We start from the raw sequence: 26,656 nt of genomic DNA on the forward strand, positions 1-26,656 counted from the left end.
ATACAGCAATTGTGCTATTGTTTATGTAATGGAATCTATAGCTTTTATATATAAAATGGTTTCTATCAGTAATTAACGTTAAAGAGAACCACGTGAAAAAATTTATAAGTCTTACCAGTATACTTATTCTAAATTGTTTTTCTCATTCTGTGTGGGCGAATGCTCAACTCTGCTTGGCAAATCAAAGCGACTGTACTTTCGTTTTATTGAGTGAAAAAGTCAGTGAAAGAGTTAATGAGGTTATTGATGAAGTTATCGAGGAAGGAGTAAATAGCTCCACTACTCGAAATAAAGTCACTCAAGCTTCATCGTATAGCGAAAAAAATGAAGTGCTACTCATTGTTAATGATAAAAGAGCTCGCTATCGTTTCTCTCCATTCTCTACCTTTAAAATTCCTAATAGTTTGATAGCGCTCGATAGTGAGTTGATAGCTAATGCAAAACAAAAACTATTTTATGACAAAGAAAAGTACCCCACAGAATCATGGTGGCCGTCGACCTGGTTGTTGTCAGACTATAATCTTGCCTCAGCATTTAAGTTTTCTATTGTTCCTATTTACCGACAAATCGCCAATGAGATTGGTCAGGAAACAATGCAAAGCTATATTACTAATTTTGCTTATGGCAATACTGATATTTCATCAGGTATAGATGATTTTTGGCTAAATGGTAGTTTACAAATTTCAGCGATTGAGCAAGTCGAATTTTTACAAAAGCTAAATCATGCTCAAATAGGTGTTAGCCAGCAAAGCATTAATACGCTTAAAGAAATTATGTTAACCGAAAGCACCGATAGTTATTTATTCTATGCAAAAACAGGAACAGGTACTATTAATACTATTCCTGTTGAGGATGCTAGTGAGATAACACAGGCTAATAATACAGAAAACACTAAGCATACAAGTACAGCAAAACTAGGTTGGTATGTTGGCTTTGTCGAAAATGCAGAAGGAGTACATTATTTTGCGTTTAACTTTACTCGAGATAGCTATGAAAATATGAATACGGAAAGAATTAATATTGTTAAAAACCACTTAAAAAAAGCAGGCGTTATTTAATACTAAGTTCAAGCAATCATAATTAAAGGTAAACTAATGACTAGCCTAACCCCTGAACAAGCAGAAGCTTATTTGTTAAGTAAGCCTGAAGCCCAATTAGATTTTCCTTTTGGTGAAGAGACCAAAGTATTTAAAGTTAAAAATAAAATGTACGCTACATTATCGTTAGGGAAAATGGGCAAGGGTGACGATAGCTCTGCTACAGGAGACGTAGATTACTGGATGAATCTGAAGTGCGACCCTGAAGAGGCAATTATGCTGCGCGATATCTTTCCGTCGGTAATTGCCGGTTATCACATGAATAAAAAGCTTTGGAACACTATTATTTTAGATGGTTCAATTCCACAGGGGGAACTTGAACGAATGATGGATAATTCATTTATGTTAGTGGTAAATAATATGACCAAGAAAGATCAGCAGTCAATTTTAATATCTTTATAAGCAAGTGCTTAGCTTGTTAAATGAAGCTCGTATTTCATCTGTTGGTGTAATACTCGAATAATAAAAATTTCACGCTGGCGTACTTGAAAATAAACGGCGTGCTTCCTAAACAAATATCGAAAGTAACCTTTTCTTATATCCTCAACTCTATGAGCCAAGTCAGGTTCGTTTGATAACAAAACATTCTTCAAGTACTAATAAATAAGATTCAGCTTGGATAACATTGAAGTTTTTATAGGTATATTGAAAAATATTTGCTAAATCTGTAGAGGCTTTGTTGGAGAGAATATCTTTAGTCATTTTCTATCTTTTTTCTTTGCTGACTAATAATATCTGCAACAGTTAAAGTACTTTCTCCGCTCATTTCACCTTCAATTAACGCCATCCGAATTGCTTCTTTTTCACTTTGATTATGGCGAATGAGATCTCTAATATAATCACTCGCATTGGCAAAATGACCACTAGTCACTTGTTGATCAATCCAATGCCGCATTTCATTTGGAATAGATATATTAAGTGTTGCCATGATTACTCCCATATTTTTTAACTAAATTAAAAATATTGTGGCATATATTGGCAATGTTTGCTATTGAGTGGGCGATTGATAATCACGAAAAAAATTAAACTATTTATATATTATTTCCTCTTGATTGCGGGTATTGACATACATGAATAAAAAGCTATGGAACACAATAATCCTCGATGACTTAATTCCACTAGGTGAAATTGAACGTATGATAGATAATTCATTTAAGCTACGGTATCAATAATAATAACTTCACAATCAGTTGCGGCGCTTATTACGATTGAGTTAGACAGCGTTACTTCCAACCCATCTCCTTTATTCATAGTTACACTTTTGCTACTACCTGTGCATTCTTCAATTTTAAACATTCCATTAGATGCCAATATATAGGCTTGGTGCGTAATGTTATGTTCTACGATAGTACCTTTAGCTAACTTACCACCAAATATACGTGCTTCTTGGTTAATAAAAAGAGCTTGGTTTTTATCTTCTATATAGCCCGAAGCTAAAAGAGTCAGTTTATTTTCTGCTTGCTTGCGAAATGTTTTAGTTTCCCAGCGTGGTTGTACATTTTTTTTATTGGTTTCAATCCATATTTGATAAAGCGTTAACGGCTCAGCAGAAAGATTATATTCTGCGTGTACAATACCTGTACCTGCGCTCATTACCTGTACTTCACCTGCTTTAGTTACCCCTTTATTACCAACATTGTCTTGATGAGTAACAGAGCCTGAGCGAATAAAGCTGATGATCTCCATATTTTGATGAGGGTGTGCAGGAAAACCTTTACCTGGCGCTATCCAATCATCGTTGATCACTCGTAACTTACCGAAGCTCATACGCGTAGGGTTATAATAATTAGCAAAACTAAAATGATGTTTAGCTTTAAGCCAACCATGGTTAGCATAACCTAAATTTTTATAAGGATAATGTTTGATCATAAAACTTCCTTAGGCTGATAATTTCAGCCTATTTTTACTTCAGTGTATAATTAGTTGTGTAATTTAATACCATATAAAGAGTAAGTTCATAGCTAATTTTTTAGTTAAACTGTCGCTCTCTATTATGCGGTTTAGTCCAGTCTTGCTGGTGACTAATGGGTACAATGCCGTATGGGTTTAACGCTAAATGGCTTGCGTAATAATGCCGTTTTATATGCGCTTCGTTGACCGTTTTAGCGATATTTGGCATTTGGTATAGCTCTAACATAAAGTGATAAATATTAGGGTATTGCTCAATGAGTTTTAAATTACACTTAAAGTGTGTGTGATAAACAGAATCGAAACGTACTAATGTAACCCATAATCGCCAATCAGCTTCTGTTAATTCATCCCCTGTTAAGTAACGTTGCTTAGATAACTTATGCTCAACTTGATCGAGTGCTGAAAATAACTTAACAACATGTTTGTCATAGACTTCTTGTGAGGTTGCAAAACCTGTTTTATAAACACCATTGTTAATGTTGTGATAAATAAATTCATTTTCGAGATCAATCTTTTCTCGTAATGTTTCAGGGTAAAAGTCGCGTGTATTACCGGTAATATGATTAAAAGCACTATTAAATATGCGAATAATCTCTGACGACTCGTTATTCACGATTACTTTATTCTTTTTGTCCCATAAAATAGGCACACTATTTACGCCACTATAATTCGGATCTTGAACGAGATATTTTTCACTAATATAACCACCACCATATAAATCATCACCCGTTGTACCATAAAGCTTGGCCGACTCTTTATCATGGTTAAAACTCCAACCTTTGTCATGCATATCTGGATGCACAACACTGACGGTAATGAGATCTTCTAAACCTTTTAATTGACGAAAAACTAAAGTGCGGTGTGCCCAAGGGCAAGCTAGTGATACATATAAATGATAACGTCCCGCTTCTGCTTTAAAACCATCATGCCCACTTATGCCGGCGCTACCATCAGCGGTGATCCAGTTTCTAAACTGTGATTCTTTACGCTGATATTCACCGTTTTTAATGCTGCTGTTCCAACTATTTTTGACAGTTGCCATGGTTGTTACCTTATTGTTTAAATAGATTAATTGGTTGTTGGTTTATTATTTACTAGCTTAAACGCTTTGCGATTAAATTATCTACCGACAGTTTACCTGCGCCGCTAAACATTAATGAAATTGACATCGCAAACAACGTAAGGGCGAATTCATAGCCATTATTACTCATGAATAAACCGTTGCTAATATGAACACTAAATATGGCAATAATCATAGTTACCGCTAAAACAAAACTTGTTGGTCTTGTTAGAAAACCAATTATTAAAAGTAAACCGCCGAAAAACTCTGCACTGCCAGCCATTAATGCCATTAAATACCCTGGAGCAAGTCCGATAGACTCCATCCATTGACCTGTACCCGTTAAACCGTAACCACCAAACCAAGCGAAAAGTTTTTGTGCACCATGTGCTGTAAAAATAAGTCCTGCAATAAGTCGTAATGGTAGTGCGGATAATGATTTTTCAGTTTTAGTGATGGTTTTTGTAATCTTTTTAATGTTCATTGTTTCGCCTTTGTTATGCTGTAATTTAACAAGTAATTTAAATTTTTAATTAAAATAATATTTAAGTTATGTTTTAAATGAGTCTGTTTTCAAATCTGTAGCTATTGTATAACTTGAGTTTTGAATGAATAACCCATAGTATTTGTTTGATATGTTCAAAATATTTGAATGATTTTACTGGCTTAAAATCCAAGTAATTTGAGTTCAAGTTAAGTAACAATGAGATAACACTATGAATACACATCCTCTGAGTATTGAAGCCTTATTAGTATTAGACGCTATTGAACATCGTGGCAGTTTTGCGGCAGCAGCAGAGCAATTAAATAAAGTTCCTTCAGCGCTTTCTTATATTGTGCAAAAACTAGAGGAGCAGTTAAAAGTAACGATATTTGTCAGACAAGGACGGCGTTCAGTACTTACGCCTGCAGGTAAGCATTTATTGATTGAGGGACGTAAAGTCTTAGCTGCACTTAATGTGCTGTCCGAGCAGACAAAAACGATTGCTAACGGCTGGGAACCAAAAATTCGTATTGCTTGCGATTCAATTATTGATATTAAGCCAGTATTAACTTGTATTCAGCGCTTTTTAAGTGAACATGAAAATATTGAAATTGATCTACAAGAAGAGGTAATGAATGGCACATGGGAAGCTCTAATTGAAGATAAGGTTGATTTAGTCATCGGAGCGCCAGCGCCAGTGCCATTAAATAAAGGTATTAGAGCAATAAAGATGGCCGTATTCGACAGCGTTTTAGTGGTCAGTAAAGCTCATCAATTATCAAAGCAATTAGCTAAAAAACTACCAAAAGATAAAGTTTTGATTGACCCCAATAAACTGTCTAAATATCGAAGTGTTGTGGTGCACGATTCTGCAAAAAATGAAATTCCATGGTCGGTCAATGTTATTGATGGAAGCCAACATTTTTATGTCAGTACTGTTAGTCAGAAAATAGAAGCGATAATTGCCGGTATTGGCATTGGTTATTTACCCGTATTTATCGCTCAAAAATATATAGCTTCAGGACAGTTAACTGAAATACCATTAACAGAGAATAAAGTAACCCAAGAGCTCTTTATGGCCTGGAAAATAACTAATAAAGGTAAAGGGTTAAGTAAGTTAAAAGATATTTTATTACAAACATAAACACTATATTTCGAGGCTTATTTATGAATAATTAAGTATTATTCAATAAGCTTTGTAATGCCTTTATAATATCATCTGGCTCTGAGCGTGTTCGATAGTCTACATCGATATAGCGCCAAGTAACTTCACCATTAGTGTCTATAATAAAAGTTGCAGGAATAGGGAGAATACTACCATTGCCATTATTTATTGCTTCCAGATCTAATTCTCTATCTACACGCATATGTTCAAGAAGGTATTCTGGTACTTCCCATGCTACACCAAACTGTGCTGCCACCTTGGCATCTTGATCTGATAATACAATAAAGTCTATTTCGCTTATTTCATTTGTAGTCAATGAATCATCGGGCACTTGTGGACTTATAGCTACTAATTGAGCGCCAAGGGCTTGTATTTCAGTTAATTTCCCTTGTAAAGCACGAAGCTGTAAATTGCAATATGGACACCAACTACCTCGATAAAACGTTAATACGACAGGGCCATTTTTTAATAATTCCGCCAGCGAAACCAGAATATCTTGTTGGTTTGGTAATATAAATGACGGCGCTTTTTCTGTGACTTTAATTGCTGCATCACCTTGCTTAAACTCTTTGGCTTGAGCAATGATTTCGTCAACGTTTTTCATAAAGCCAGGGTTAGCTTTTCGACCTGCCTCAATTTTTGCATTTGTTTGTTCTTTTAAGCTTTTCATTTATATTCTCTATTTTGATTTTGCGTGAATTATTTTTGCGTGAGTGTTTTGTGTGAGTTAAGGTGTTTGATAAGTAAGGCCATCGTAATGAGTAAACAACAAGCGATACAAAGTATAAATACGTTCTCTTCATCACCAGGTATATGTTCAATAAATGATGTTAAAAATTGTCCAGAAAAAACAGCCATCGTAAAATACGATAAATTACGGCCGCGTACTTTTTCGTTACTTCTTTCAACAGTCATATGGTTTAACAGTGGAATACTAAAACCAAAACCAACCCCGCAAAAAATAGCACCTATAACTAAAAAAGATGTTCCTGCTTGTAAGAAAAAAACAGACGAAATAGCGTAACTAGTAAATGCGATAGCGAGTACCTTTTGTTCGCCAAATAGCTTAATGACCTTCGGCATAAAATTCGCCGCAACTACTGCTATTAATGATATGAAAGCTAACAATAACCCTATATTATCTTCGCTATAAGCTTGCTTATGCATTGTTGTTGGTAACAAAACAAAAGTACTAAAAAAGGCTGTCATGGAAAGCACAGCAATCATATATACACTTTTAAGCGTAAAACCATTATCTACTCCGTTAGTTTCATTACTTATGCTTTCTTGCTGTTTTATAGGTGAATTACGGGGAACAAAAAGAAGTAACATAAGTAAAAACAGCCAAGCAATTAAATAAAGTGATAAAGGCAACGCCCAATGTTGCACAGCAAAAAAGCCACCGAAAAATAAAAAAATCACTCCACCAAGCTCTATAGCCATACCTTGTTGTGCAATCATCTTTAAACGATCTTCCCCAAAATACCATTGCGAAATTAAAAGCGTGCTACTTGCCATTATTATAGAGGTAACCCCACCGAGTAAAATGCGGTTAGCAAAAACGAGTGTAGGGCCGTATAACCAATAAACACTCGATCCTAGAAAACCGTATAAAAATAAACCGACGAGCAGTGATTTATATGCTCCGTATTTATCGATTAGCTTACCTGCAATAGGAGCAAAAATAACAGCACCAAAAGCAGGTAATGTGACTAACAAAATAGCATTATCAGCGACCCCAAGTGCAGATGAAATAGTCACTAACCCTGGAGCTACCAATGCACCAACCATAATAATTAAGCAGGCAATACAGAGTAAAGTATAACGACCGGTTGCTTTTAAGTTATTCATATTCAGCCCAACCAACTACTAGGAAAATAGTTTATTTATTAATTTATTAAGATAGCTGTATGATACGGGTTAATTGTATATAACAAAAATAACATGATATTATAGAATCAATACGAAATCTGTATAGCTGGTGTATGGTTAATATGCAGTAATCACTATATACATAGCATGTAAAGACCTGACTGAGCTTAACTGTAAGGTGAAGAGTGGAATTAAAAATATTAAAAAGCTTTATAGCCGTTGCAAAGTATAAAAGTTTTTCTGAAGCTGCGCGGGAGTTACATACAGTACAGCCAGCTATTAGTCGACATATTTCAACATTAGAAGCAGAGCTTGGTGTTAATTTGTTTCATAGAAGCTCTCGTGATGTAGTCATTACTTTAGCCGGAGAGCAATTATTAAAAGATGCTAACACTATTTTAGCACTTACCAAACAAGCTAAAACACAAGTTAAGCGAGCTCACAATGGGCAAGTAGGTGCGCTCAATATTGCATACTTAAGTTCAGCGTGTTTAAGTTTTATGGCAAAGCTTGTTCGTACTTATAAATTGGAGTTTCCACAGGTACATGTCACTTTATTTGAAATGACGGTGACAGAGCAAATTGAAGCATTGAAAAGTGACCGTATAGATATTGCGTTTACAAGACCGCTACCTAACTCAATTGAAGATGAGTTTATTCATCACAATGTTTATTTTGATAAGTTAGTAGCCATAGTTCATTCCAATCATTATCTAGCAAGCAAAGAAGTAATCAACCTGACTGAGTTAAAAGCAGAGTCGTTTATTCTTTTTAATAGAGAAGAAGCGGTAGAGCTTTTTGATGAAGTTATTATGATGTGTAAACGCGCCTGTTTTTCACCTAATATTGTAAGTCAACCTTTGCATATGCAAACATTACTCACCGAAGTTGCAGCAGGATTAGGTGTAGCAATAGCGCCATATTGTGTACGAAAACAATATAGTGAAGATTGTCATTTTATAAGATTAGAAAATGTCGATACGCAGATACCTTTAGAGGTACAGTATAAAAAATCCAATAATAACTCTATTGTAAATAATTTTGTAAATATTGTTTTAGCCGCGAAAACTAGTATTCAACAGAGTATGCTGCACGATAAAAACTGATAATTCGCCAAAAAGGTAATCAAATTAGTGATAAAACTAAAACTAAAACTAAAACTAAAACTAAAACAATTAGACAATTGAGTTAGTTTTATTGATGCTGTTTTATAAAATGTGCAATATCTTCTACTTCAAGCGGCTTAGAGAAGTAATAACCTTGCAGAAAATCTACCCCTAATTTAGCAAGTTCTTTGGCTTGATGTTCATTTTCGACTCCTTCAGCAACAACTAAAAAGTCTAACGATGAAGCGATATCCATCACCGCAGAAATAATTGCCCGACCATTACCATGTATATTTTGTACAAATGAGCGGTCTATTTTTACCATATTAACGCCTAAGTCTTGCATTGCAGATAATGAAGAATAACCAGTACCAAAATCATCGATAGATACTTTAACCCCTCTAGTTTGCAGACATTTAACTTGTTTTAATATCGTTGCTGTATCGGCAGAAAACACAGACTCTGTTATTTCAATATGCAATAAACTTGCAGGTAAATTACTAGTAGAAAGTGCATCCTCGATAATATTGATAAAGTCATCTTCGATAAATTGGATCACGGAAACATTTACACAAACAGGTAATTGTATTTTTCTGCCCCATGTACTGGCTTCAAGACAAGCATTTTTAAGCACCCAAGATCCAATTTCATGAATTAACCCGTATTGTTCCGCAATGCTAATAAATTCATCAGGAGTTATTTCTTCTCCATTTATTTTCCAGCGTAATAAGGCTTCAAATGCTACCGGTTTATAGCTGTCAGCTGAAACAAGCGGTTGAAATACTATGCGTAGTTGTTGATTTTCACTGGCTTTGGTTAAGCCATTTTTTAAATGTAGTTCATGTGAGTAGAGCTTTTCCATTGTCTCTGAAAATACACCTACTGTAGATCGAGCTTGTTTCTTTTGAAAATACATTGCCATATCTGCAGCTTGAATAAGGCTTTCTTCTGTTTCAGCATGCTCTGGGTATAAAGCTATACCTATTGTAGCCCCAACTGTTAATAGACTATTTTCAAAATTATGTGGTGTTGATAGTTGCTCAATTAATTGTAAGGACTTTTCAACAGCCGTTTTCTCATCTGCATTTCTAAGCGCAATTAAAAATTCATCTCCACCCCAACGACATACTAATTGGGAGTCTTTATCGTTTTGATTAAGACGACCTGCAGACTCTTTTAATATTTGATCGCCTGCTTTATGGCCAATGGTATCATTGATTTTTTTAAATTCATCTAAATCAATAAACAACAAAGCAAATTTTTCATTCGAGGTTTCTATTGTTGATTTTAGGTGGCTCAAAAAGGCTGCACGATTATATAAACCAGTGAGAGGATCCAAGTTTGATAATTCATAGATTTTTTGCGTACGCTGTTTAACCTTTTCTTCCATTTGCTGCACTAGGGTTACATTTTCATTCTTTAAAAATAAAGTTTGACGGGTAAAGTTAGCTGCTTTACTCGAAATCAATATCATAACAATACAGAATGAAAGGCCGAGAACACCGAGTAATTCAAACTCAAAAGCACCTGACATAAGTAATGATATAGAGCCAGGAGCAAGTAATATAAAGGAATAAAAAATAGCCGTTGGTTTATGAGCAGCTAAAATTGAAGTGGCGCCTCCGGCTAAGGAAGCAACGGCAATTACTGTTGTGGTTAGCTCTATGCCGATATTATTATTTGACATATAGACTAGATAAATAGCCCACATGACTCCTGTAGGATTAACACCTAGAACAAAATGCTTAATGGCCTTTTTACCGTCAAACTGTGTATGTTGTAACTTTTTTTTCCACCAGATAGCATCAAACATTCTTAGGCCTAGTAGCGTGATCATTACACACCACCAGCTTACTTGAAAAAAGTTTGTAACCGGATCATCAAAAGAAAATACTAATAAAGTGGAAGCAATAGCACTAATAGTAATGCCTGAAATAGCATTACTATACAGCAAAACTGCTGTATCACGCTGCATATGCTCATTTAATTCTCGGGTAATGCTAGCCAAAAAACACCTCTTTATTTGAATTTATCATGACTCTATTTTTACGGAGTGAACATTATGCTATTAAAGTTTAGTCATATTATCAGAAACATAGGTTTTTTTTCTGACCGCTAACCATAATAAGCAGGCTATTATACCAATAATTAATTGAATGAGACCTAAGTTTTCTATTAATGTTTCTGGGTTAAGCATCACAAGTACCATACCTAATGACCCAGCCATCATAGAAAAAAATTGAATAATAGCGACTGCAGAGCCGGTGTCATTTTCTTGCTGGTTTAACATTAAATTTATACCGGGTACACGCACCATAATTATCATAACTGTTGCAGGAGCGATGATACAGGCAAAAATAATAGGTGATAAACTACCTAGATTATAAGTTAATATGCCGCATAACATTAATAAGGTAAAACACATGGTTATTATTTTATCGACCGCAATATATTTTGAAAGCCGTATATAAATACTAGGGCCAAAAGAAGCAAAAAAAGCATTAAAAGAAAATGCATAACTAAACATTTGCTCAGATAAACCAAAACCATCAATATAAATAAATGATCCTGCAGCTAAAAATGACATTAATGCCATCGGCGGAATAGTAAAAATGGCTAACAAAGATAGAAATTCACGATTTTTAATAACAACGCCTAAACGACCCCATGAATGTAAAACCGAGCCGCTATACTTATTTTCTAAAGTTTCTTTATAAAAGCACGAAAATATTATGGCAATCCCACCAAAACTGGCTAATGCGATAAACATCATGTGCCAAGAGCTTATTTTCAGTAAAAATGCTCCCAGTATAGGAGCGATCATAGGGGCAATAATGACGAGTGACATGATAGTAGCCATTATTTTTTCTCGCTGCCTGCCATCATACAAGTCTTTAACTATGGCTGTGGCTACTACGGTTACGGCACTACCGCCGAAAGCTTGTATTGCACGGGCTGCTATAAGCATTTCAACGTTATTAGCAAGGGCACATAAGGTACTGGCGGTTACATAAATACCTAAGCCGGTTAATAAAATAGGCTTGCGACCAAACTTTTCACTTAATGGCCCCCAAAAAAGTAGTGTAATGGCATACACAATAAAATATAAACTCAGGGTTAAATTAACCATAGTTTCATTGGTGTTAAGTATATTAACCATGGTCGGTAAGGCCGCTAGGTAAATATCAGTGGTTAAAGGAGGAAAGGCGCTGATCACCACTAAAAATATTAATGTGCCCATTTTACCGAGAATAGGTTGTTCAACTTTCAAGTTAAAACTCCGAACTAATGTTGTATTAGCGATTGACTTTGAAGATAACGTTGTTTTTTGTACTTGTGTGTAAGTAAAGTGGTGTTTAGGGCGCTATATTAGCAGAATAGTAGATAGCCGTACGTTTAATCTATAGCTTTATTTTTAATAGATCGGCTGCGATAAAGTCTTTATCAGACAATCAAAATATAGGAAGACGTTAAAGAGGTTTTAAATATGATTTCTAATCGAAGCGCCCAGAATAAAAGAATATAGCGTTAACACTCATTAATATTCTGGGGCTAAAGAAAGCCTAAACATAACAAAACACAATAAAATAAGATCTGTTATAAAAGGTTATCAAGAAGGCTTAACGGTAAAAAGCTTCAACAGTGCCTTTTCTTTTCATAAGAAGTGGTTGGCCACGACGGTCTAATGCTTTACCTGCTGGAACCATAATCCAACCTTCACTGATGCAATACTCTTCCACGTCAAAGCGTTCTTTGCCATTGAATATAATACCAATTTCATGTTCAAAAATTTCTGCCACATGGTGTGGGCTACGAGAATTACCTGAAAGGCGATCTGGCAATTCAGGACGAGTTTTAGTGTCATTCATGTTAGTGACCTATTATAAATAGAAAGTGCGCTATTGTAGGCAATATAATGATACCGCTCAATAGTTATACGGATAAAATTAATCGCTTATTTAAGCTGACAATTAAAAATTGAGTAGGTATTTAACTAATAACTCTTGGTAGTAAGGCGAGGCTTTTAACTAACGTATAAAATGTGAACGTAGAGTTAATTAATAACTATTCTTTCATCACCGCGCCTCCTCATTGCAACTTGAGATGTAAATCGCTCAAGCACTCTGAAACATGCATCTTGAATGGTAACGGGTATATTTATCTATTTATTAAAGGTAATCTATAAACTCCCAATAATTTGAAATCACGTGTAAGGTTTTTATTTTGTCATTTCATTGTAGTCTGCCACTTAAATATATTTGTGTGACATTCTTATTATTAATTTCTCTTCCTTCAATAGCGCTTGAAAAAGTCTCGTTACAATTAAAATGGATGCATCAATTTCAATTTTCCGGATATTACATGGCAAAAGAGAAAGGTTTTTATACGGATGAAGGGTTTGATGTTGAGATTAGAGAACGCAACCCCAAAACATTGCCCTTTGATGATGTAAACTCTGGTAATGCGGATTATGGTATTGCCGACTCGAGTGTTGTTTTAGAACGGTTAAAAGGAAGCCCCATTGTCATTGCTTCTACGGTATTTCAAGAAAGCCCATTGGTTTTCATATCGTTAAAAGAGAAAAATATTACTAGTGTTTATGATTTAGCAAGTAAGCGAATTATGTTTCAACGCAGTTCTGATGACGCAGCTTTAATAGCAATGATAATGCTCGCAGGAATAGATGAAACTCAATACACCCTGATTCCGCATAGTTTTGACGATAGAGCAGTCGAGCAACAAAATGTGGACGTGGTTTCAGCTTATAAAACCAATCAAGTGCTCAAATATAAAGAATTAAATATAGCTCTTAATGTACTCGATCCAAGTAGTTACGGTATTGATTTTTATGGTGATTTAATTTTTACTACGGAAACTAATGTAAAAAAACAGCCTGAACGAGTAAAAGCCTTTGTAAGAGCAAGCTTAAAAGGCTGGCAGTATGCATTAGATCATCCAGAAGAAACGGTAGATTTAATTCTTAAAAAATATAATCCGCAATCGGATAGAAAACAGTTGCTACTCGAAGCCGCAGGTACTAAAAATAGTATTAAGTTAAATTATGTGCCTTTAGGTACTATGCATGAACAACGTTTTAATCGTATTGCTAGTATTTATAAAGATTTAGGTCTAGTTGATAAATCTAGTACTCTAGAGGGACTGACTTTAACTAGTTATGAAAAGCAAACTAATCAGCTTAGTACGCAAACACTTATTATAATATTTACAGTGGTTGCTTTATTAATTCTGGTCTTGGTCATCGTTATTATTTTTAACGCCAAATTAAACAGGCTAGTTTTAGAAAAAACGAATGCATTATCGTTAAGTAATACCGAATTGGCTAACAATATAGAAGAAATTAATCAAAAAAATAGCCAGTTAGAGATTGCGAAATTAGAAGCTGACAATGCGAACCAAGTAAAATCATTTTTTCTGGCTAATATGAGTCATGAAATAAGAACACCAATGAATGGCATATACGGTAGCTTACAAGTTCTGAGTCAAAAAATGAATGTAGGTGAAGATAAAATGCTTATTGAGCAGGCACTTTTTTCTTCAAGATGTTTATTGACCGTTATTAATGACATTCTGGACATTTCCAAAATGGAAGAAGGGAAATTATCCGTTGAAATATCTCCTTTTGATTTAACTGAACTCACTAACTCCGTTATTTATGATTTAACACAAGCGAGTGTTGAGCAAGGTACTCAAATACGATTACAAGGAGAACATAAAACACAAGCATGGTTTGGTGATCCTGTTCGTATAAGGCAAATTTTACTAAACATTTTAGGTAACTCAATTAAATTTACGAAAAGAGGTACTGTTAATGTAACCATAAATAGCCAAGGCGATAATAAAGTTATTATTGAAATTTCTGATTCAGGTATTGGCATGAATGAAGAAATGTTAAATAAGTTATTTCAGCGCTTTGAACAAGCCGATGCTTCAACTACTCGTAAATATGGAGGTACAGGATTAGGGCTAGCTATTAGTAAATCACTTATCGACCTTATGAAAGGAACTATTAACGTTGAAAGTAAGGAAGGCAAAGGCAGTCGCTTTATTATCACTCTTCCATTAAGTCGAGCAAATATTGAAGATGTTAAGCAAAATAATGGAAATAAATCACGCCACACAAACCTCGATTTAACAGGTAAAACAATCTTGATTGCCGAAGATAATAAAATTAATCAAGTAATTATCAAAAAAATGCTGAGCAATACGAATGCAAAATTGATAGTTGTTGAAAATGGTTTGCTGGCCGTAGAGACTTTTAAAAGTTTAAGTGAAGAAAATGAAATAGATAAAAAATTATCTATTGATTTGATTTTAATGGACATACAAATGCCGGTAATGGACGGAATTACCGCGTGTAAAGCACTTAAGTCGACACCTAGTTGCCCTCCTATTATTGCGCTTACGGCGAATGTTATGACTAAAGATATTTCACATTACCTAGAGTCTGGTTTTGATGGTCATATAGGTAAACCAGTCGAATTAGAGAGTCTATATAAAGTGCTAGCTGAGCAACTTTGAAGCTGAGCAATTTTGAAGCTGAACAATTTTGAAGTAACAGCACGTTAATAACATAAACGTGCTGTTACTGCAGCTTTTAGCTTGTTATCGGGTTGTTTGCTATCCATACCGTTTGATATGGCGCTAAGGTTATTTCTTCTGTTAATTCGGTAATAACAGTGTTGCTTATCAACTCAAGCCAAGATTCCGTAATAATTAGGTTTAACTCAGCTAAAGGCAATTGCAATGGTTGATTAGTTATATTACTTACACAAAAAATACTTTGTTTTCTATCTCTACTTTGTCGCCAAAAGCCAAACAGTTGTAAGCCTAAATGTAATGTAAATTGCGTTGCATTAGGGTGAAAAGCAGGCTGGTTTATTCTAATATTTAATAAAGATTTTAATGTACTAAGTACTTTGGCATGATGTAGTGAATTATCAGCAAGTGCAGCAGCTAATTCATCTTCATCCCAACGATGCCTATTAATAGAACGGTTATGATGGGTATTCGCTAATTTTTGATAATCATTTTGGGTGCCTAACAAACTATGAATATAAACCCCTGGTATACCTTCAAGAGCAAACATGATGGCATGAGCACAAATAAAACGTTCAAAATTCCATTCATCTTTACCGTCAATAGTGCCTTGCATAGCATCATAAAGTGAAATATTCATTTCATAGGCTTTTTGTTCGCCAGCGTCTGAAGTACGCCAAGATATTTTGCCGCCAAAATCTTGTACTGTTTGTACCAGCTTCTCTATTTCATCATCATGCAATAACCCTTCAGCAGGGCGTAAACCAATACCGTCGTGGGAAGCTAAAAAGTTAAAATACATAGTGCCGTCTTGTGATGGCGGCATACACATTAACCAGCGCTTTAAATACAAACAACTTCCTGTTAGTAGGGTGTTTAGTAATAATGGTGGTAATGAAAAATTATAAATACCGTGTGCTTCGTTAGCATTACCGAAATAGGTTAAGTTTTGCGTATTGGGGATATTCGTTTCGGTAATGATAATGGCGTGTTCTTCTACCGATTCAATGAGGGTTCTTAATAAGCGTACCGCTTCATGGGTTTGCGCTAAGTTAATGCTGGTGGTGCCGGGTATTTTCCATAAAAAGGCAATCGCATCAAGGCGGAATATTTTAACGCCGGCATCAAGGTATTGTTTGATAATAGTGGTAAAGGCTTTTAAAACTTCGGGGTTTCTAAAGTCAAAATCAACTTGGTCGTGACTAAAGGTACACCAGACAAATTTTTTGCCGTTGCCTGTTTCTACTTCTTTTAATAGCGGTGAAGTACGTGGGCGAACAACTTCTGACAAGTCATCGTCGGGTAGGGCGGTAAAGAAATAGTCGCTCCCTTGTCCTTCGCCTTTTACAAAGTTGTCGAACCAAGCGCTACGACTTGAACAATGATTGATAACTAAATCTGACATTAGGTGATAATTTTGGCTAATATCTTCAATGTCGTTCCAAGTTCCCAGTGATTCATTTACCGATGAATAGTCGATAACGGCAAAGCCATCGTCAGAGCTATACGGAAAAAAAGGTAAAATATGTACACTGTTAATCGTGTCTTTAATGGTTGCATCTAAAAAGGTTTTTAGTGTGTGTAACGGTGCTTCTGCCTCTTTAATAACACTGTCGCCATAGGTGATCAAAATAATATCTTTTTCAGACCAATGATTTTTATAAGGCTTTTGGATCTCGCTAGTGTTAGACAGCTCCATAATGTCTAACAGTGACTGAGCGATGTCTTCATGCGATTGCTCAAGTTCAATCCCTTGATAAATAGTGGCAAGCTGTTGGGTTAGCTTGTCTCTTAATGCATGCTCTAGTGGATTGGTCGGTGTAGTCATTATTTCACCTCATTGTTTAAGAGTGGTTTAAAAGGGTTGTTGCTTGTTTATTTGATGATTTGTATAAAACGATAAAAGCCATAAAATATAAATTTAATGGCTTGGTGTTATTTAACCGTGAGCACATGCATGCGCTCACATATAGTTAATTTAGTTATTTTTACGCTTGATTAAACTCTTCGTTATCTAACTCAACCGCTTCTTTTAATTGCGTTAAAATATCAGGAATAGCGCTGATCACTCGGTTCCACGATGGAATAAATGGTGTATCCATTGGTTGCTCTAAAAAGGTGCTACCAGCGGTAATGATGTTTTGTGCAAACATTTCTACCGCTTCTTCTTCGCTATGAATATCCAGAGTTAAACCATTCATCATGGCGTCATTACGGTAAGTTTCGACGTAATCTAAAGCAATACGATAATAAGTGGCTTTCAGTGTTCTAAACTTTTCAGCAGTAAAGGTTTCACCTTGAGTGGCTAATTTACGAATAAATGATTTACTGATGTCGACAGACATTTTTGATAAACCACCTTGATCATTGCCTAACGACATATCTTGATGTTTATGATCATAGGTTGGGGCAATATCTACTTGGCATATTCTGTTCGATGAATAATTACGATACATCTCTGATAACACGCCAATTTCTAATCCCCAATCGCTAGGAATACGAATATCGCTCAGTACATCTCTGCGAAATGAAAACTCACCAGCTAATGGGTATAAAAAGCTGTCCATATATTCAAGGTAATCACAATGACCTACGGTTTTTTTCAAGGCTTTAATTAATGGTGTTACCAATAAACGTGATACTCGACCATTAATTTTGCCGTTGGCAACACGGGCATAATAACCTTTTGAAAATTCATAATTAAACAGTGGGTTTGCAACAGGGTAAAGTAAACGGTCTAATAAATCACGCTCGTAAGTGAGTATGTCACAATCATGTAAGGCAACTGACTCAGCCTTGCCCGACGCTAAAATGTAGCCCATGCAATACCAAACATTACGGCCTTTTCCTAGCTCTTTTGGTGCTAACCCTAAAGCTTGTAATTTTGCATCAATTGCTTGTAAGCGAGGACCGTCATTCCATAAAACGCGGTGATGTTGTGGCAGTTCACCAAAAAATGACAAGGCATGTTTATATTGTGCTAAATCGGCGCGATCTAAACCAATGACAATTTCAGATAAATATTCAACACCTTTAAGTTTACTAATAATGTCAGGTAAAGCTTTACCTTCTAACTCGGAAAATAAAGATGGTAGAATGAGACCTAAAGGACGTGTTTTAGAAAACGATAATAGTTCAGCGGCCATATCCTTAGGATCTCGCTGTGCTAAATTATGTAGAGTTGTTACGGTACCGTTTTGATAGAAATCAGCCATGATTTACCTCTTAAGTTATTGTATTTATTTATATAGTTATATTTCTTAGTGTATTGTTTGAGTTACGTGTTTATTATTCAGTGAGTGATTATTAAGTTAATTGCTCAACTAACAAGCTTTGAATTGCTTCAGCCCAACCTTCTGGACCATATAAACTTGTTTGCGTAGTCATTTTTTGACGATGCAGTGAAGGAAAGTCATGCACAGGGGATTTTATTTGTACGGCAATATCTGCAGCTTCTAACATTGCCGTGTCATTTTCTCCATCACCAAGGGCAATAGTACATAATGAAGGTGTAACCACGTGCGATTGGTTAGCCGCAGAGCTACACGCTATGTAATGCTCTAAATATTGCTCGGCTAGCCACAACATTGCTTGGCCTTTATCGCAATAACCTCCAAGATGAAGAAAACGCCCCCCTTGTACAACATTAGCACCCAAATCAATCATATGATTTATAAAGACGTCTTTAGTTTCTTCATCACCTAACCATTGAATCGGCTCGCCATATTGACGTTGTTTAGCGCGTTCGGCATCTTCAATGCTTAAACCTGTTAATAAAGCTAATTCAGATTCAGACATGGCAGAAAATCCTTGGAAGTTTCCGCTGAATTTTTTGCCTTCTGTAGACAGCAAGGATAACCAATGCGCAACAGGTAAACAAAAAGACTTAACCCAGTACTTACCTACAACTTTTGTATCATCGGGTTGCGAAGCAAAAGTACCTATTGGAATATAAACAGCAGCACCATTTTCGATAATAAAAGGTGTATCTAACTGTAAATCCTGAATAATTGTTTCTAATTCAGCGTATGTTTTACTGGTATTTAAAATAACGGGAATGTCAGCACTCTTTAGTTGTGCTAACGTTTCACTTGCCGCAATCGATTGATAAGTATAATGGTCAAGCAGCGTACCGTCTAAATCACTGAATATAATTCGCTTTATTTGACTCATAGGCTTCCTGTTGTAACGTCGGTTAACGGAATATCAGTTATTTTACGATCATAGCCTAAATGAAAAATAGCGTCGGCAGAATTTGAAATAGTGTTACAGCCTTGCACACTTAAGCGTTGAAAATACTGAGTAAAGTTTAGTATTTGCGCCGGAGACATAATTTTAGAGTCACATAGACCAATATTTCGTGCTTTTAACTTTTCTTCTTGCTCTAAACGCCATTGATATACACAATCAAAAGACGGGGCTTGTAGTGCTAACCAAAAGTCCATTTTATGGTACAAAGGCTCATAAAAGTCTTTAAGCTGTTGGTTAACATAATTACGCCATTCACCGGTAAGGTCGTGTTGTAATTCAAGTTCATTAATAGGCGATTTTAACTGTTCGTCAGTTTGTGGCTGTACACCCCAACACCAACCTTCTAATAAAATAATATCTACAGGCTTGTCAATTAAAGTCCATTCGCTTTCAGGAAACGGCTCATCAGTCGCTTTATTAAAACGAGGGATAGAGAAGCCGGTTTCGTGTGCTGCTAATTTCGATAAAGTCTCTTTAAGCGCAGTGATGTCATGAGTGCCTGGTACACCTCTAGTGGCAAGTAGTGGGTGTATATCAGTCGCTAATTGCTGTCGTTTTTGACTGGTTAGGTAAAAATCATCTAAAGACATAACAACTACATTTAACTGATACTCAGCAATTAAGTAGCTTGCTATAAAGTCAGTAAGTGTTGACTTACCACTGCCTTGGCAACCATTTATACCAACAAAATAAGCATTGTCAGCTTGCTTGGATTGATTAAATATTCGATCGGCAAGAGGTTTGTAATAATCCTTTACCGTTAACCGAAAATTTTCAGGCAACTTGTGTTGTTTAATAAAATCTGAAAGCATTTTTTCACCATGGATAATTACTAAGTACTATTAACTGTATCAACTCTTATGCCATTTTTTCTTTGAAATAAGTTTTTAGGTTAACTTGTTGTTAATTAATGCTTATTTAAAGTTTTTTTAATTTTTTAGTCGTGTGAAAGTATTTTAACTATACAGTGTAGTGCAGTAATTTGATTAGATTGCTTAATAATGGTGCAATTAAATGCTATTTATTAGAACCTCATAGTTATAGCTATATAACCTTAATGTGAAATTATCTAGATAATCTAATTAGATTAAGTATGCGTGATTTAATAAAGCTTGTGCGACTTGTTTCTAAAGAAAGGCGGTTTTGACAAAGATAAAGCGTTTCATTTACTTCTTTAGATAAATAATGAATATTAATTTGGTTTTGTTTATTAAAGGCGTTAGCTGCGTGTAGCGGCAGTACGGTAAAACCTAGACCTCTACTTATCGGTTCAAGTATTAAGCTGATTTGATTAGAAAATCCAGCCTGTTTAAATTGATTAATATGTTCAAATTCAGGGAAGTTTTTATTAAGTAACTGCTGTGTATGATATTCACCATCAGGGTGGTTAACAAAGCCAAGGTCTATTAATGTTTGCCAGTTTATTGCTTTAATTTGGTGCGAAGTGATTAATACTAAAGGCTCTATACCTACACCAATGCTAGTTAATGAGGCATTTTTAGGTTGCTCTGTTACCAGTGCTATATCTACTTTTCTGTCGAGTAAATCCTGTTCAATACTTGCATTAGGTGCAAAGCGGTAATCAATGATTAACTTGGGATGTTGCATTTGAATATCTAATAACTGTGGATAGAGTTTTAAGCCGACACTACCTGGGGTCATTATTTTTACTGTGCCTATTAGTGGATCATCTTGTTTAATTAATGTTGTTATCTCCTCAGAGCTTTTAAGTAAGCTTTGTCCTTGTTGATAAAGCTTCATACCAGCATCCGTTAAGGAAAATGACTTACCTTCACGGATTAATAACTGTGTATCTAACGATTGTTCTAATTTTTTGATCTGCTGACTCACCCCTGATTGCGTCATAAATAGCTTATCAGCGGTTTTAGTAAAGTGATTAATATCAACAAGGCTACAAAAGGTTTTTAACCAAACAAGATTTATCATTACAAAATGTACTTATAATTATGATTTATAATAATTGTACGTAATTAATAGGCAGGCGTAAACTTTCCTTACTAAGAGGATTATCGATAATCATTAAATGATAAAGAGGAAGTAATTATGAGCAAAGCATATCCAAGAGCATTTTCACACATTGGTATTTCAGTACCAGATGTAGACGCCGCCTTAAAATTTTATACCGAAGTGTTAGGTTGGTATGAAATTATGAAACCAACCATTATCGAAGAAGATGACAGCCCTATTGGTGAAATGTGTACTGACGTATTTGGTGCTAACTGGGGTAAATTTAAAATTGCTCACATGTCTACGGGCGATAGAATAGGTGTGGAGATTTTTGAATTTGCTAATCAAGAAAACCCAGAAGATAACTTTGAATATTGGAAAACAGGCGTGTTTCATTTTTGTGTGCAAGATCCAAACTTAGAAGAACTAGTTGAGAAAATTGTTGCCGCAGGCGGTAAAAAACGTATGGCAGAGCCACGTTATTATTATCCAGGTGAAAAACCTTACCGTATGATTTACATGGAAGACCCGTTTGGTAATATCTTAGAAATATACAGCCATAGTTATGAATTAACTTATGCAGCAGGTGCTTATTAATTAACTTCTAGATTGGATACAAATTTTGAAATTTTTGGTGACTTATATCTTTACTTGCATTATTAATTTCTATTTTGTCGCGGTGGCGACGACACCAAGAGGGATGCTGCCTCCGGCATCCCTCTTGACTCCCTCGGAGCTGCTGCTCAAGTGTTATCCTACATTCAAGTCAATATTTTCGACTTAACAGTAATGAAGGCACATCCATGTGCAACATTACTTTTTCCATCATCCATGATGGAAATAAGTGAATATTGTCTTTCACTCCGGCACTTGAGCCAAGCAGACTGGGTGTTTTTTGAGGATGCAGTGTTTATCTTGTAATACAATACTTTTTGGGATATTTCGATTAAAAATCTTCATCCACTTCAAAGGTAAGTTTCTCTTTGGTAATAGGATGAGTAAAACTCAACCGCTGTGCATGTAAATGTAGTCTGTTCGCCGGTGTACCATATAAAGTATCACCAATAATTGGTGAGTTAAGTCCATCAGGATGTGCGCAATGCATACGCAGCTGGTGTGTTCTACCTGTGATAGGGTATAAAAACAACTTAGTCGTATTAACTGTTTTACTTATTACTTGCCAATGGGTTTTTGCATACTTACCGTGTTCATAACAAACCATTTGTTTAGGTCTGTCATCTAAATTAACGCGCAGTGGTAAGCAAATATCACCAGACTTTGTTGTTTCGATTATATTCTCAGTTGCTCTTTTAGTTAAAGCTGTACCAATTGTCGCGACATAGCGCTTATTTACTTCCTTATTAATAAACTGTTGCTGCAAATGCTTATGCGCACGCTCATTTAACGCTAACATTAATAAACCTGACGTTGCCATATCTAAGCGATGAACAATTAAACCACCTGTTGCGTGTGGAAACTTTTCTTGAATGCGAGTGTAAACAGAATCTTTTATCGACTTACCGGGCACAGACAATAAACCTGCTGGTTTGTTTACCACTACAATATCATCGTCTTGAAATACTATTTCTAAATCAATGTTTTCTGCAGGGTTCGTTAATAACGGATTTTCATCAACAGTCATACCATTTAACATGTGCGTTAATATTGGCAGGCACTTACTTTGGCAAGCAGGGTAAAAGTGTTTGTGTTTACGAATTTCTGATTTTGGTTGTGCGCCCCACCAAAACTCAGCCATGCAAACTGGCGTTAAGTTATGCTCAAACGCATATTGTAGTAATTTAGGCGCAGCACAATCACCGGATCCCGAAGGTGGTTTTTTTACAATGGTTTCAGCAAATAACTCGACTAAATCTTTACGTTCACCTTTAATGTTGAGCATTTGATACTGCTTGAAAAAGTGCTTTTGTAATTTTGCTGATAGTTGCTTGCGACGTTTTTTTAAAAACGCTATTTCATCGGTAAGCACCGTTAGCTTAGCTGTGATTGCATTAATACAATCTTGATGCTGTAGTTTTAATGCCTGCAACGCTTTTTTATCGGTAACGCTGGCGCGAGAAAGACCAATACTAATCTCTTTGTATTCAGCTTCTGACAAGGCTGAGTCATTTTTTTGTGAGCCAAGCTGTAAATCTAACCAAGCGCGCTTTTCTTTACGGGCTTTTTTGTTTTCTCGCATTAGCGCTTGTTGATGCTGTAAAGCTTGAGCAAAACTTGCTTCTTCAATAGTTAATGACTGTGTTAATTGCTTCAATTCTTCCGCTGAAGACAATTCAGTTATTTGCGCATTAATATCATTGATGACAACTTGCATGTTTTGTTCGTATTCACTTTCGCTGTAGGCTTGGTAAATAGTAGGGACAAAATTAATGCTGGTATTATTTACCGATTCACTAGCATTGCCAGAAAGTGCGGATAAATAACCTAACTTGCCATCAACATCTTTAACAATTAATACGCCATACATACGGCCTTGCTGTTCGACTTTATTTTCGGTATCAGTAACCGAAATAATAGCTGAATCATTATCAGTGGCTACATCAAAAGTATGAGGGTGAAAGTCTGTTAATTTTTGCTGTAATTCTTCACTGGCGATCACTGCCAGAGGGTGCGCTTGGTAATAAAAAGGATACGTGAATTTATCAGGCAATGTTAAGTGACTAACGTCAGCAATAAAGTCAGTCCAATAAAGAGGTTGAGTAGTTGTCGGCATAATTAATAATTGCTGGCGTAAGCCTAACTTCCACTGATAATTATTTTAGTGCTGATACCACTAGCATTTAGCGCCGCATTTGTTGGTAACTCTTCATTACCTGCCAACAAGTAAATTACCTGTTGTCCCTCTTGGGCAAGCTCTAGCGCATGTTGATAATTAAGCATAATGGTTGAGCTAATACTTTGCGGATACTTCTCAGCGTCACGGCGAACATATTCAATTAGCTCAATATTAACCGCATCATCATAAAAAACCGCATCGGCAAACTGTAAAGCGCGGTGAGCGCTTAAAGTTAAATTATCAGGGTTACCCTCAAGGGTTTGAATAAAAATAATTTCACCTTGTGGCGGCGCTACTTCTTCTTTTAAACTGGCGATTAACTGTTGTTCAGCTTCTTGTTGCTTACCATCAAGTAATGCCTGGCCAATTGAACCGCGTAAGGTGTTTTCCCAAAAAGTACGACGATTACGAATCCCTTTAATACGCGCTTTAACATGATCACGAAATTTTAAGGAGAAATCTGCTAAACGACCGTAGCCTTGCGGTAATATTTTTTCAATTTGTTCACGCAACATACGAATTAAAATAGGTGCACTGCCAGAGCTTGAAAGGGCAATAATCATTGGCGCTCTGTCAATAATCGCTGGCGTGATATAAGTACAAAGGGCTGGTTGGTCAACAACATTAGCTAAAATATTCAGTGGCACGGCTTCGTGGTAAACCGACTCATTAACGGCTGTATCGTCAGTGGCAGCTATTACTAAGGTAATATTAGTTAATAAACCTGCTTTATAATTATGCACTAACCAAGTTAAGTTATTCTCGTTAATTAAGCGTTCAACACCTTCGGTAACGCTTGCCGCCATAATTGTAATATTGGTTGTGGTTTTCAATAACAATTCAATTTTACGGGCAGCAACATCGCCACCACCAATAACCATGGCATTAATTTTACTGCCATCAAGAAAAACGGGAAAATATTTCATTATTCAATCTGCTTAATTAATGTATCGAGCGCTAGGGGGAATGTGCGCCTGTGTATGAGCTCAGATTACCATAGCAACAACTAAAAAACTTTAGTGAAAGCGTAACTCAGAGCAGTTATTTTTCCTACCTAGGCATAATGAATGATAAACTAGCGGCACGTAGTAAAAACAACCCCTTTATTTCTAATGGTAGAAATGAAAAGAAACAAAGAGCAGAGAGAACAGCAGATGCCTTGGATACAACTTAGATTAAGTGCTAATGAAGATAACGCCGAAAAATATAGTGATTGGCTTGTCGCTTGTGGCTCACAGGCGGTGACTTTTATTGACGCAAAAGACACTCCTATTTATGAGCCTTTACCAGGTGATGAAGTTATTTATTGGTCAAATACCGTTGTTATGGGGTTATTTGAAGCCAGTCACGATATGGATAAAGTGATTAGCTACTTAAAAAGTATTCATCCAGATAAAGATGAAATGCAATACAAGCTAGAGCAATTAGAAGATAAAGATTGGGAACGTGAATGGATGGATAACTTCCACCCGATGAAGTTTGGCGAACGTCTTTGGGTTTGTCCAAGCTGGCGTGATGTACCAGAGCCAGATGCGGTTAATGTTATGCTAGACCCTGGGCTTGCTTTTGGTACTGGTACTCACCCAACAACAGCCTTGTGTTTAACCTGGTTAGACGGTTTAGATTTACAAGACAAAACCGTGGTCGATTTTGGCTGTGGCTCAGGCATTTTATCATTAGCCGCACTTAAACTTGGCGCTAAAAAAGTGATTGGTATTGATATTGACCCACAAGCATTACAAGCAAGTTTAGCTAACGCCGAGCGAAACAATGTAGCTGACAGACTTGAGCTGTTTTTACCAAAAGACCAACCAGAATTTAAAGCCGATGTTGTTGTTGCTAATATTTTAGCGGGTCCATTACGTGAATTAGCGCCTGTGATCATAGAGTATGTTGGTGACAAAGGGCTATTAGCATTGTCTGGAGTATTAGAAGAACAAGCAGAAACGTTACAAGAAATTTATGGCCAGTGGTGTGATATGGAGCCAGTAAGCGTACAAGAAGAGTGGGTACGATTAAACGGACAACGTAAGTAACTTTTTAATTACTCACTTATTAGTCAACTTCCTCAATCAAAGATAGATGTCATCCCCGAAGTTTCTTGTCGGGGATCCATTTCTCATCACTTTACTTATACCAATTTGATTAAATTTCTTCCCAACTCAGAGCTATGTTCGATGTGCAATAACAAGGCGAATTTGTTTAGGTCTAGTCATTCTAAATCAAATAAATTTAACGATGTTAGTGTGCATCGAGCAAGCTCCCAAAGGGCGAATTTAAAAGGTTTACATGCTGCGTTATTGATTTTGACAAGGACGCTACATGGATGTAGCTTACTAAGAGAATGCAGGAGCTTATTCTCCTGAATAACCATTTTCTTCAATCAATGC

At 35.9% G+C, this 26,656-nt stretch carries 24 protein-coding genes and 1 pseudogene; 8 read left to right on the plus strand and 17 right to left on the minus strand.

What is annotated here, in order from left to right:
- Window positions 1-92: 92 nt before the first annotated feature.
- Together KO502_RS07950 and KO502_RS07955 are read left to right on the plus strand one after the other, a co-directional pair.
- The gene (locus KO502_RS07950) at window positions 93-1,058 is read left to right on the plus strand and encodes a penicillin-binding transpeptidase domain-containing protein (protein ID WP_216022048.1); all 966 of its coding nucleotides are present in this window, start codon (window positions 93-95) and stop codon (window positions 1,056-1,058) included.
- A 36-nt stretch (window positions 1,059-1,094) separates the two neighbouring features.
- The gene (locus KO502_RS07955; RefSeq protein ID WP_216022049.1) at window positions 1,095-1,499 is read left to right on the plus strand and encodes an MmcQ/YjbR family DNA-binding protein; all 405 of its coding nucleotides are present in this window, start codon (window positions 1,095-1,097) and stop codon (window positions 1,497-1,499) included.
- A gap of 8 nt (window positions 1,500-1,507) precedes the next feature.
- On the opposite strand, the gene KO502_RS17320 is transcribed toward KO502_RS07955, so the two are convergent.
- The gene (locus tag KO502_RS17320; protein WP_354668312.1) at window positions 1,508-1,690 is read right to left on the minus strand and encodes a type II toxin-antitoxin system RelE/ParE family toxin; all 183 of its coding nucleotides are present in this window, start codon (window positions 1,688-1,690) and stop codon (window positions 1,508-1,510) included.
- 101 nt (window positions 1,691-1,791) lie between these two features.
- Window positions 1,792-2,025 carry a type II toxin-antitoxin system ParD family antitoxin gene (locus tag KO502_RS07965; protein ID WP_216022051.1) on the minus strand — a complete coding sequence of 78 codons (234 nt, stop codon included), beginning with the start codon at window positions 2,023-2,025 and terminating at the stop codon, window positions 1,792-1,794.
- Window positions 2,026-2,164: 139 nt separating this feature from the next.
- On the opposite strand from KO502_RS07965, the pseudogene KO502_RS17090 reads away from it, so the two are divergent.
- Window positions 2,165-2,269 (plus strand): annotated as a pseudogene (locus KO502_RS17090) (MmcQ/YjbR family DNA-binding protein); the annotation flags it as partial.
- On the opposite strand, the gene KO502_RS07970 reads toward KO502_RS17090, so the two are convergent.
- The 3 genes from KO502_RS07970 to KO502_RS07980 form a co-directional block, all read right to left on the minus strand.
- Window positions 2,250-2,966, minus strand: a complete 717-nt coding sequence (locus KO502_RS07970; protein WP_216022052.1) for a pirin-like bicupin family protein — start codon at window positions 2,964-2,966, stop codon at window positions 2,250-2,252. The pseudogene KO502_RS17090 and the gene KO502_RS07970 sit on opposite strands and share 20 nt — an antisense overlap.
- Window positions 2,967-3,066: 100 nt before the next feature.
- Window positions 3,067-4,050: a glutathione S-transferase family protein gene (locus KO502_RS07975; RefSeq protein WP_216022053.1), complete on the minus strand. Its 984-nt coding sequence runs from the start codon at window positions 4,048-4,050 to the stop codon at window positions 3,067-3,069.
- A gap of 52 nt (window positions 4,051-4,102) precedes the next feature.
- Window positions 4,103-4,552 carry a DoxX family protein gene (locus tag KO502_RS07980; protein WP_216022054.1) on the minus strand — a complete coding sequence of 150 codons (450 nt, stop codon included), beginning with the start codon at window positions 4,550-4,552 and terminating at the stop codon, window positions 4,103-4,105.
- 232 nt (window positions 4,553-4,784) lie between these two features.
- Here KO502_RS07980 and KO502_RS07985 point away from each other — a divergent pair, with 232 nt between their 5' ends.
- Complete coding sequence (locus KO502_RS07985) at window positions 4,785-5,696, plus strand: LysR substrate-binding domain-containing protein (RefSeq protein WP_216022055.1); 912 nt, start codon at window positions 4,785-4,787, stop codon at window positions 5,694-5,696.
- 31 nt (window positions 5,697-5,727) lie between these two features.
- Here KO502_RS07985 and KO502_RS07990 read toward each other — a convergent pair whose 3' ends face one another.
- On the minus strand, window positions 5,728-6,387 hold the full coding sequence (locus KO502_RS07990; RefSeq protein ID WP_216022056.1) for a peroxiredoxin-like family protein: 660 nt from the start codon (window positions 6,385-6,387) through the stop codon (window positions 5,728-5,730).
- 29 nt (window positions 6,388-6,416) lie between these two features.
- Window positions 6,417-7,568 (minus strand): MFS transporter, encoded by a 1,152-nt coding sequence (locus KO502_RS07995; protein WP_216022057.1) that lies wholly within the window; start codon window positions 7,566-7,568, stop codon window positions 6,417-6,419.
- Between the two features lie 206 nt (window positions 7,569-7,774).
- Here KO502_RS07995 and KO502_RS08000 point away from each other — a divergent pair, with 206 nt between their 5' ends.
- Window positions 7,775-8,695 carry a LysR family transcriptional regulator gene (locus KO502_RS08000; protein WP_216022058.1) on the plus strand — a complete coding sequence of 307 codons (921 nt, stop codon included), beginning with the start codon at window positions 7,775-7,777 and terminating at the stop codon, window positions 8,693-8,695.
- Between the two features lie 88 nt (window positions 8,696-8,783).
- On the opposite strand, the gene KO502_RS08005 is transcribed toward KO502_RS08000, so the two are convergent.
- The 3 genes from KO502_RS08005 to KO502_RS08015 all read right to left on the minus strand — a co-directional run bounded on the left by KO502_RS08005 (window position 8,784) and on the right by KO502_RS08015 (window position 12,564).
- Window positions 8,784-10,703 carry an EAL domain-containing protein gene (locus KO502_RS08005; RefSeq protein WP_252730634.1) on the minus strand — a complete coding sequence of 640 codons (1,920 nt, stop codon included), beginning with the start codon at window positions 10,701-10,703 and terminating at the stop codon, window positions 8,784-8,786.
- A gap of 60 nt (window positions 10,704-10,763) precedes the next feature.
- On the minus strand, window positions 10,764-11,966 hold the full coding sequence (locus KO502_RS08010; RefSeq protein ID WP_216022059.1) for a Bcr/CflA family efflux MFS transporter: 1,203 nt from the start codon (window positions 11,964-11,966) through the stop codon (window positions 10,764-10,766).
- Between the two features lie 349 nt (window positions 11,967-12,315).
- A complete protein-coding gene (locus tag KO502_RS08015; protein WP_216022060.1) occupies window positions 12,316-12,564 on the minus strand; it encodes a DUF3297 family protein in 249 nt (82 codons plus the stop codon).
- Between the two features lie 463 nt (window positions 12,565-13,027).
- Here KO502_RS08015 and KO502_RS08020 point away from each other — a divergent pair, with 463 nt between their 5' ends.
- Entirely contained in the window at window positions 13,028-15,235 is a 2,208-nt protein-coding gene (locus tag KO502_RS08020) for an ABC transporter substrate-binding protein (RefSeq protein WP_289846782.1), read from the plus strand.
- A gap of 76 nt (window positions 15,236-15,311) precedes the next feature.
- Here the strand turns inward: KO502_RS08020 and KO502_RS08025 are convergent, their stop codons facing one another.
- The 5 genes from KO502_RS08025 to KO502_RS08045 all read right to left on the minus strand — a co-directional run bounded on the left by KO502_RS08025 (window position 15,312) and on the right by KO502_RS08045 (window position 21,451).
- Complete coding sequence (locus KO502_RS08025; RefSeq protein ID WP_216022062.1) at window positions 15,312-17,081, minus strand: sugar phosphorylase; 1,770 nt, start codon at window positions 17,079-17,081, stop codon at window positions 15,312-15,314.
- A 160-nt stretch (window positions 17,082-17,241) separates the two neighbouring features.
- Window positions 17,242-18,468 carry a glycosyl transferase gene (locus tag KO502_RS08030; RefSeq protein WP_216022063.1) on the minus strand — a complete coding sequence of 409 codons (1,227 nt, stop codon included), beginning with the start codon at window positions 18,466-18,468 and terminating at the stop codon, window positions 17,242-17,244.
- 91 nt (window positions 18,469-18,559) lie between these two features.
- Entirely contained in the window at window positions 18,560-19,426 is an 867-nt protein-coding gene (locus KO502_RS08035) for an HAD-IIB family hydrolase (protein WP_216022064.1), read from the minus strand.
- Window positions 19,423-20,316, minus strand: coding sequence for a kinase (locus KO502_RS08040; protein ID WP_216022065.1), 894 nt, complete (start codon window positions 20,314-20,316; stop codon window positions 19,423-19,425). Before KO502_RS08040 ends, KO502_RS08035 begins: the two co-directional genes overlap by 4 nt.
- A 253-nt stretch (window positions 20,317-20,569) precedes the next feature.
- Complete coding sequence (locus KO502_RS08045) at window positions 20,570-21,451, minus strand: LysR family transcriptional regulator (RefSeq protein ID WP_216022066.1); 882 nt, start codon at window positions 21,449-21,451, stop codon at window positions 20,570-20,572.
- Between the two features lie 117 nt (window positions 21,452-21,568).
- Between KO502_RS08045 and KO502_RS08050 the strand changes: the two genes are divergently transcribed.
- Window positions 21,569-22,069, plus strand: coding sequence for a lactoylglutathione lyase family protein (locus KO502_RS08050; RefSeq protein WP_216022067.1), 501 nt, complete (start codon window positions 21,569-21,571; stop codon window positions 22,067-22,069).
- Window positions 22,070-22,418: 349 nt separating this feature from the next.
- On the opposite strand, the gene KO502_RS08055 is transcribed toward KO502_RS08050, so the two are convergent.
- Window positions 22,419-24,203 carry an RluA family pseudouridine synthase gene (locus KO502_RS08055; RefSeq protein WP_216022068.1) on the minus strand — a complete coding sequence of 595 codons (1,785 nt, stop codon included), beginning with the start codon at window positions 24,201-24,203 and terminating at the stop codon, window positions 22,419-22,421.
- A 23-nt stretch (window positions 24,204-24,226) separates the two neighbouring features.
- Window positions 24,227-25,192: an NAD(P)-dependent oxidoreductase gene (locus tag KO502_RS08060; RefSeq protein ID WP_216022069.1), complete on the minus strand. Its 966-nt coding sequence runs from the start codon at window positions 25,190-25,192 to the stop codon at window positions 24,227-24,229.
- Between the two features lie 228 nt (window positions 25,193-25,420).
- Between KO502_RS08060 and prmA the strand changes: the two genes are divergently transcribed.
- Window positions 25,421-26,302, plus strand: coding sequence for a 50S ribosomal protein L11 methyltransferase (prmA, locus tag KO502_RS08065; RefSeq protein WP_216022072.1), 882 nt, complete (start codon window positions 25,421-25,423; stop codon window positions 26,300-26,302).
- Window positions 26,303-26,656 lie beyond the last annotated feature (354 nt).

The sequence above is a fragment of the Colwellia sp. E2M01 genome, assembly GCF_018860585.1.
GTDB lineage: Bacteria > Pseudomonadota > Gammaproteobacteria > Enterobacterales > Alteromonadaceae > Colwellia.

Coding starts and splice junctions, on each gene's coding strand:
- KO502_RS08030 (WP_216022063.1), bottom strand. CDS start 18,468: ATGGCTGATTTCTATCAAAACGGTACCGTAACAACTCTACATAATTTA.
- KO502_RS08020 (WP_289846782.1), top strand. CDS start 13,028: ATGCATCAATTTCAATTTTCCGGATATTACATGGCAAAAGAGAAAGGT.
- KO502_RS08025 (WP_216022062.1), bottom strand. CDS start 17,081: ATGACTACACCGACCAATCCACTAGAGCATGCATTAAGAGACAAGCTA.
- KO502_RS07990 (WP_216022056.1), bottom strand. CDS start 6,387: ATGAAAAGCTTAAAAGAACAAACAAATGCAAAAATTGAGGCAGGTCGA.
- KO502_RS08015 (WP_216022060.1), bottom strand. CDS start 12,564: ATGAATGACACTAAAACTCGTCCTGAATTGCCAGATCGCCTTTCAGGT.
- KO502_RS07980 (WP_216022054.1), bottom strand. CDS start 4,552: ATGAACATTAAAAAGATTACAAAAACCATCACTAAAACTGAAAAATCA.
- KO502_RS07975 (WP_216022053.1), bottom strand. CDS start 4,050: ATGGCAACTGTCAAAAATAGTTGGAACAGCAGCATTAAAAACGGTGAA.
- KO502_RS08055 (WP_216022068.1), bottom strand. CDS start 24,203: ATGCCGACAACTACTCAACCTCTTTATTGGACTGACTTTATTGCTGAC.
- prmA (WP_216022072.1), top strand. CDS start 25,421: ATGCCTTGGATACAACTTAGATTAAGTGCTAATGAAGATAACGCCGAA.
- KO502_RS08040 (WP_216022065.1), bottom strand. CDS start 20,316: ATGCTTTCAGATTTTATTAAACAACACAAGTTGCCTGAAAATTTTCGG.
- KO502_RS07965 (WP_216022051.1), bottom strand. CDS start 2,025: ATGGCAACACTTAATATATCTATTCCAAATGAAATGCGGCATTGGATT.
- KO502_RS07985 (WP_216022055.1), top strand. CDS start 4,785: ATGAATACACATCCTCTGAGTATTGAAGCCTTATTAGTATTAGACGCT.
- KO502_RS08035 (WP_216022064.1), bottom strand. CDS start 19,426: ATGAGTCAAATAAAGCGAATTATATTCAGTGATTTAGACGGTACGCTG.
- KO502_RS07995 (WP_216022057.1), bottom strand. CDS start 7,568: ATGAATAACTTAAAAGCAACCGGTCGTTATACTTTACTCTGTATTGCC.
- KO502_RS07970 (WP_216022052.1), bottom strand. CDS start 2,966: ATGATCAAACATTATCCTTATAAAAATTTAGGTTATGCTAACCATGGT.
- KO502_RS07955 (WP_216022049.1), top strand. CDS start 1,095: ATGACTAGCCTAACCCCTGAACAAGCAGAAGCTTATTTGTTAAGTAAG.
- KO502_RS08050 (WP_216022067.1), top strand. CDS start 21,569: ATGAGCAAAGCATATCCAAGAGCATTTTCACACATTGGTATTTCAGTA.
- KO502_RS08045 (WP_216022066.1), bottom strand. CDS start 21,451: ATGATAAATCTTGTTTGGTTAAAAACCTTTTGTAGCCTTGTTGATATT.
- KO502_RS08060 (WP_216022069.1), bottom strand. CDS start 25,192: ATGAAATATTTTCCCGTTTTTCTTGATGGCAGTAAAATTAATGCCATG.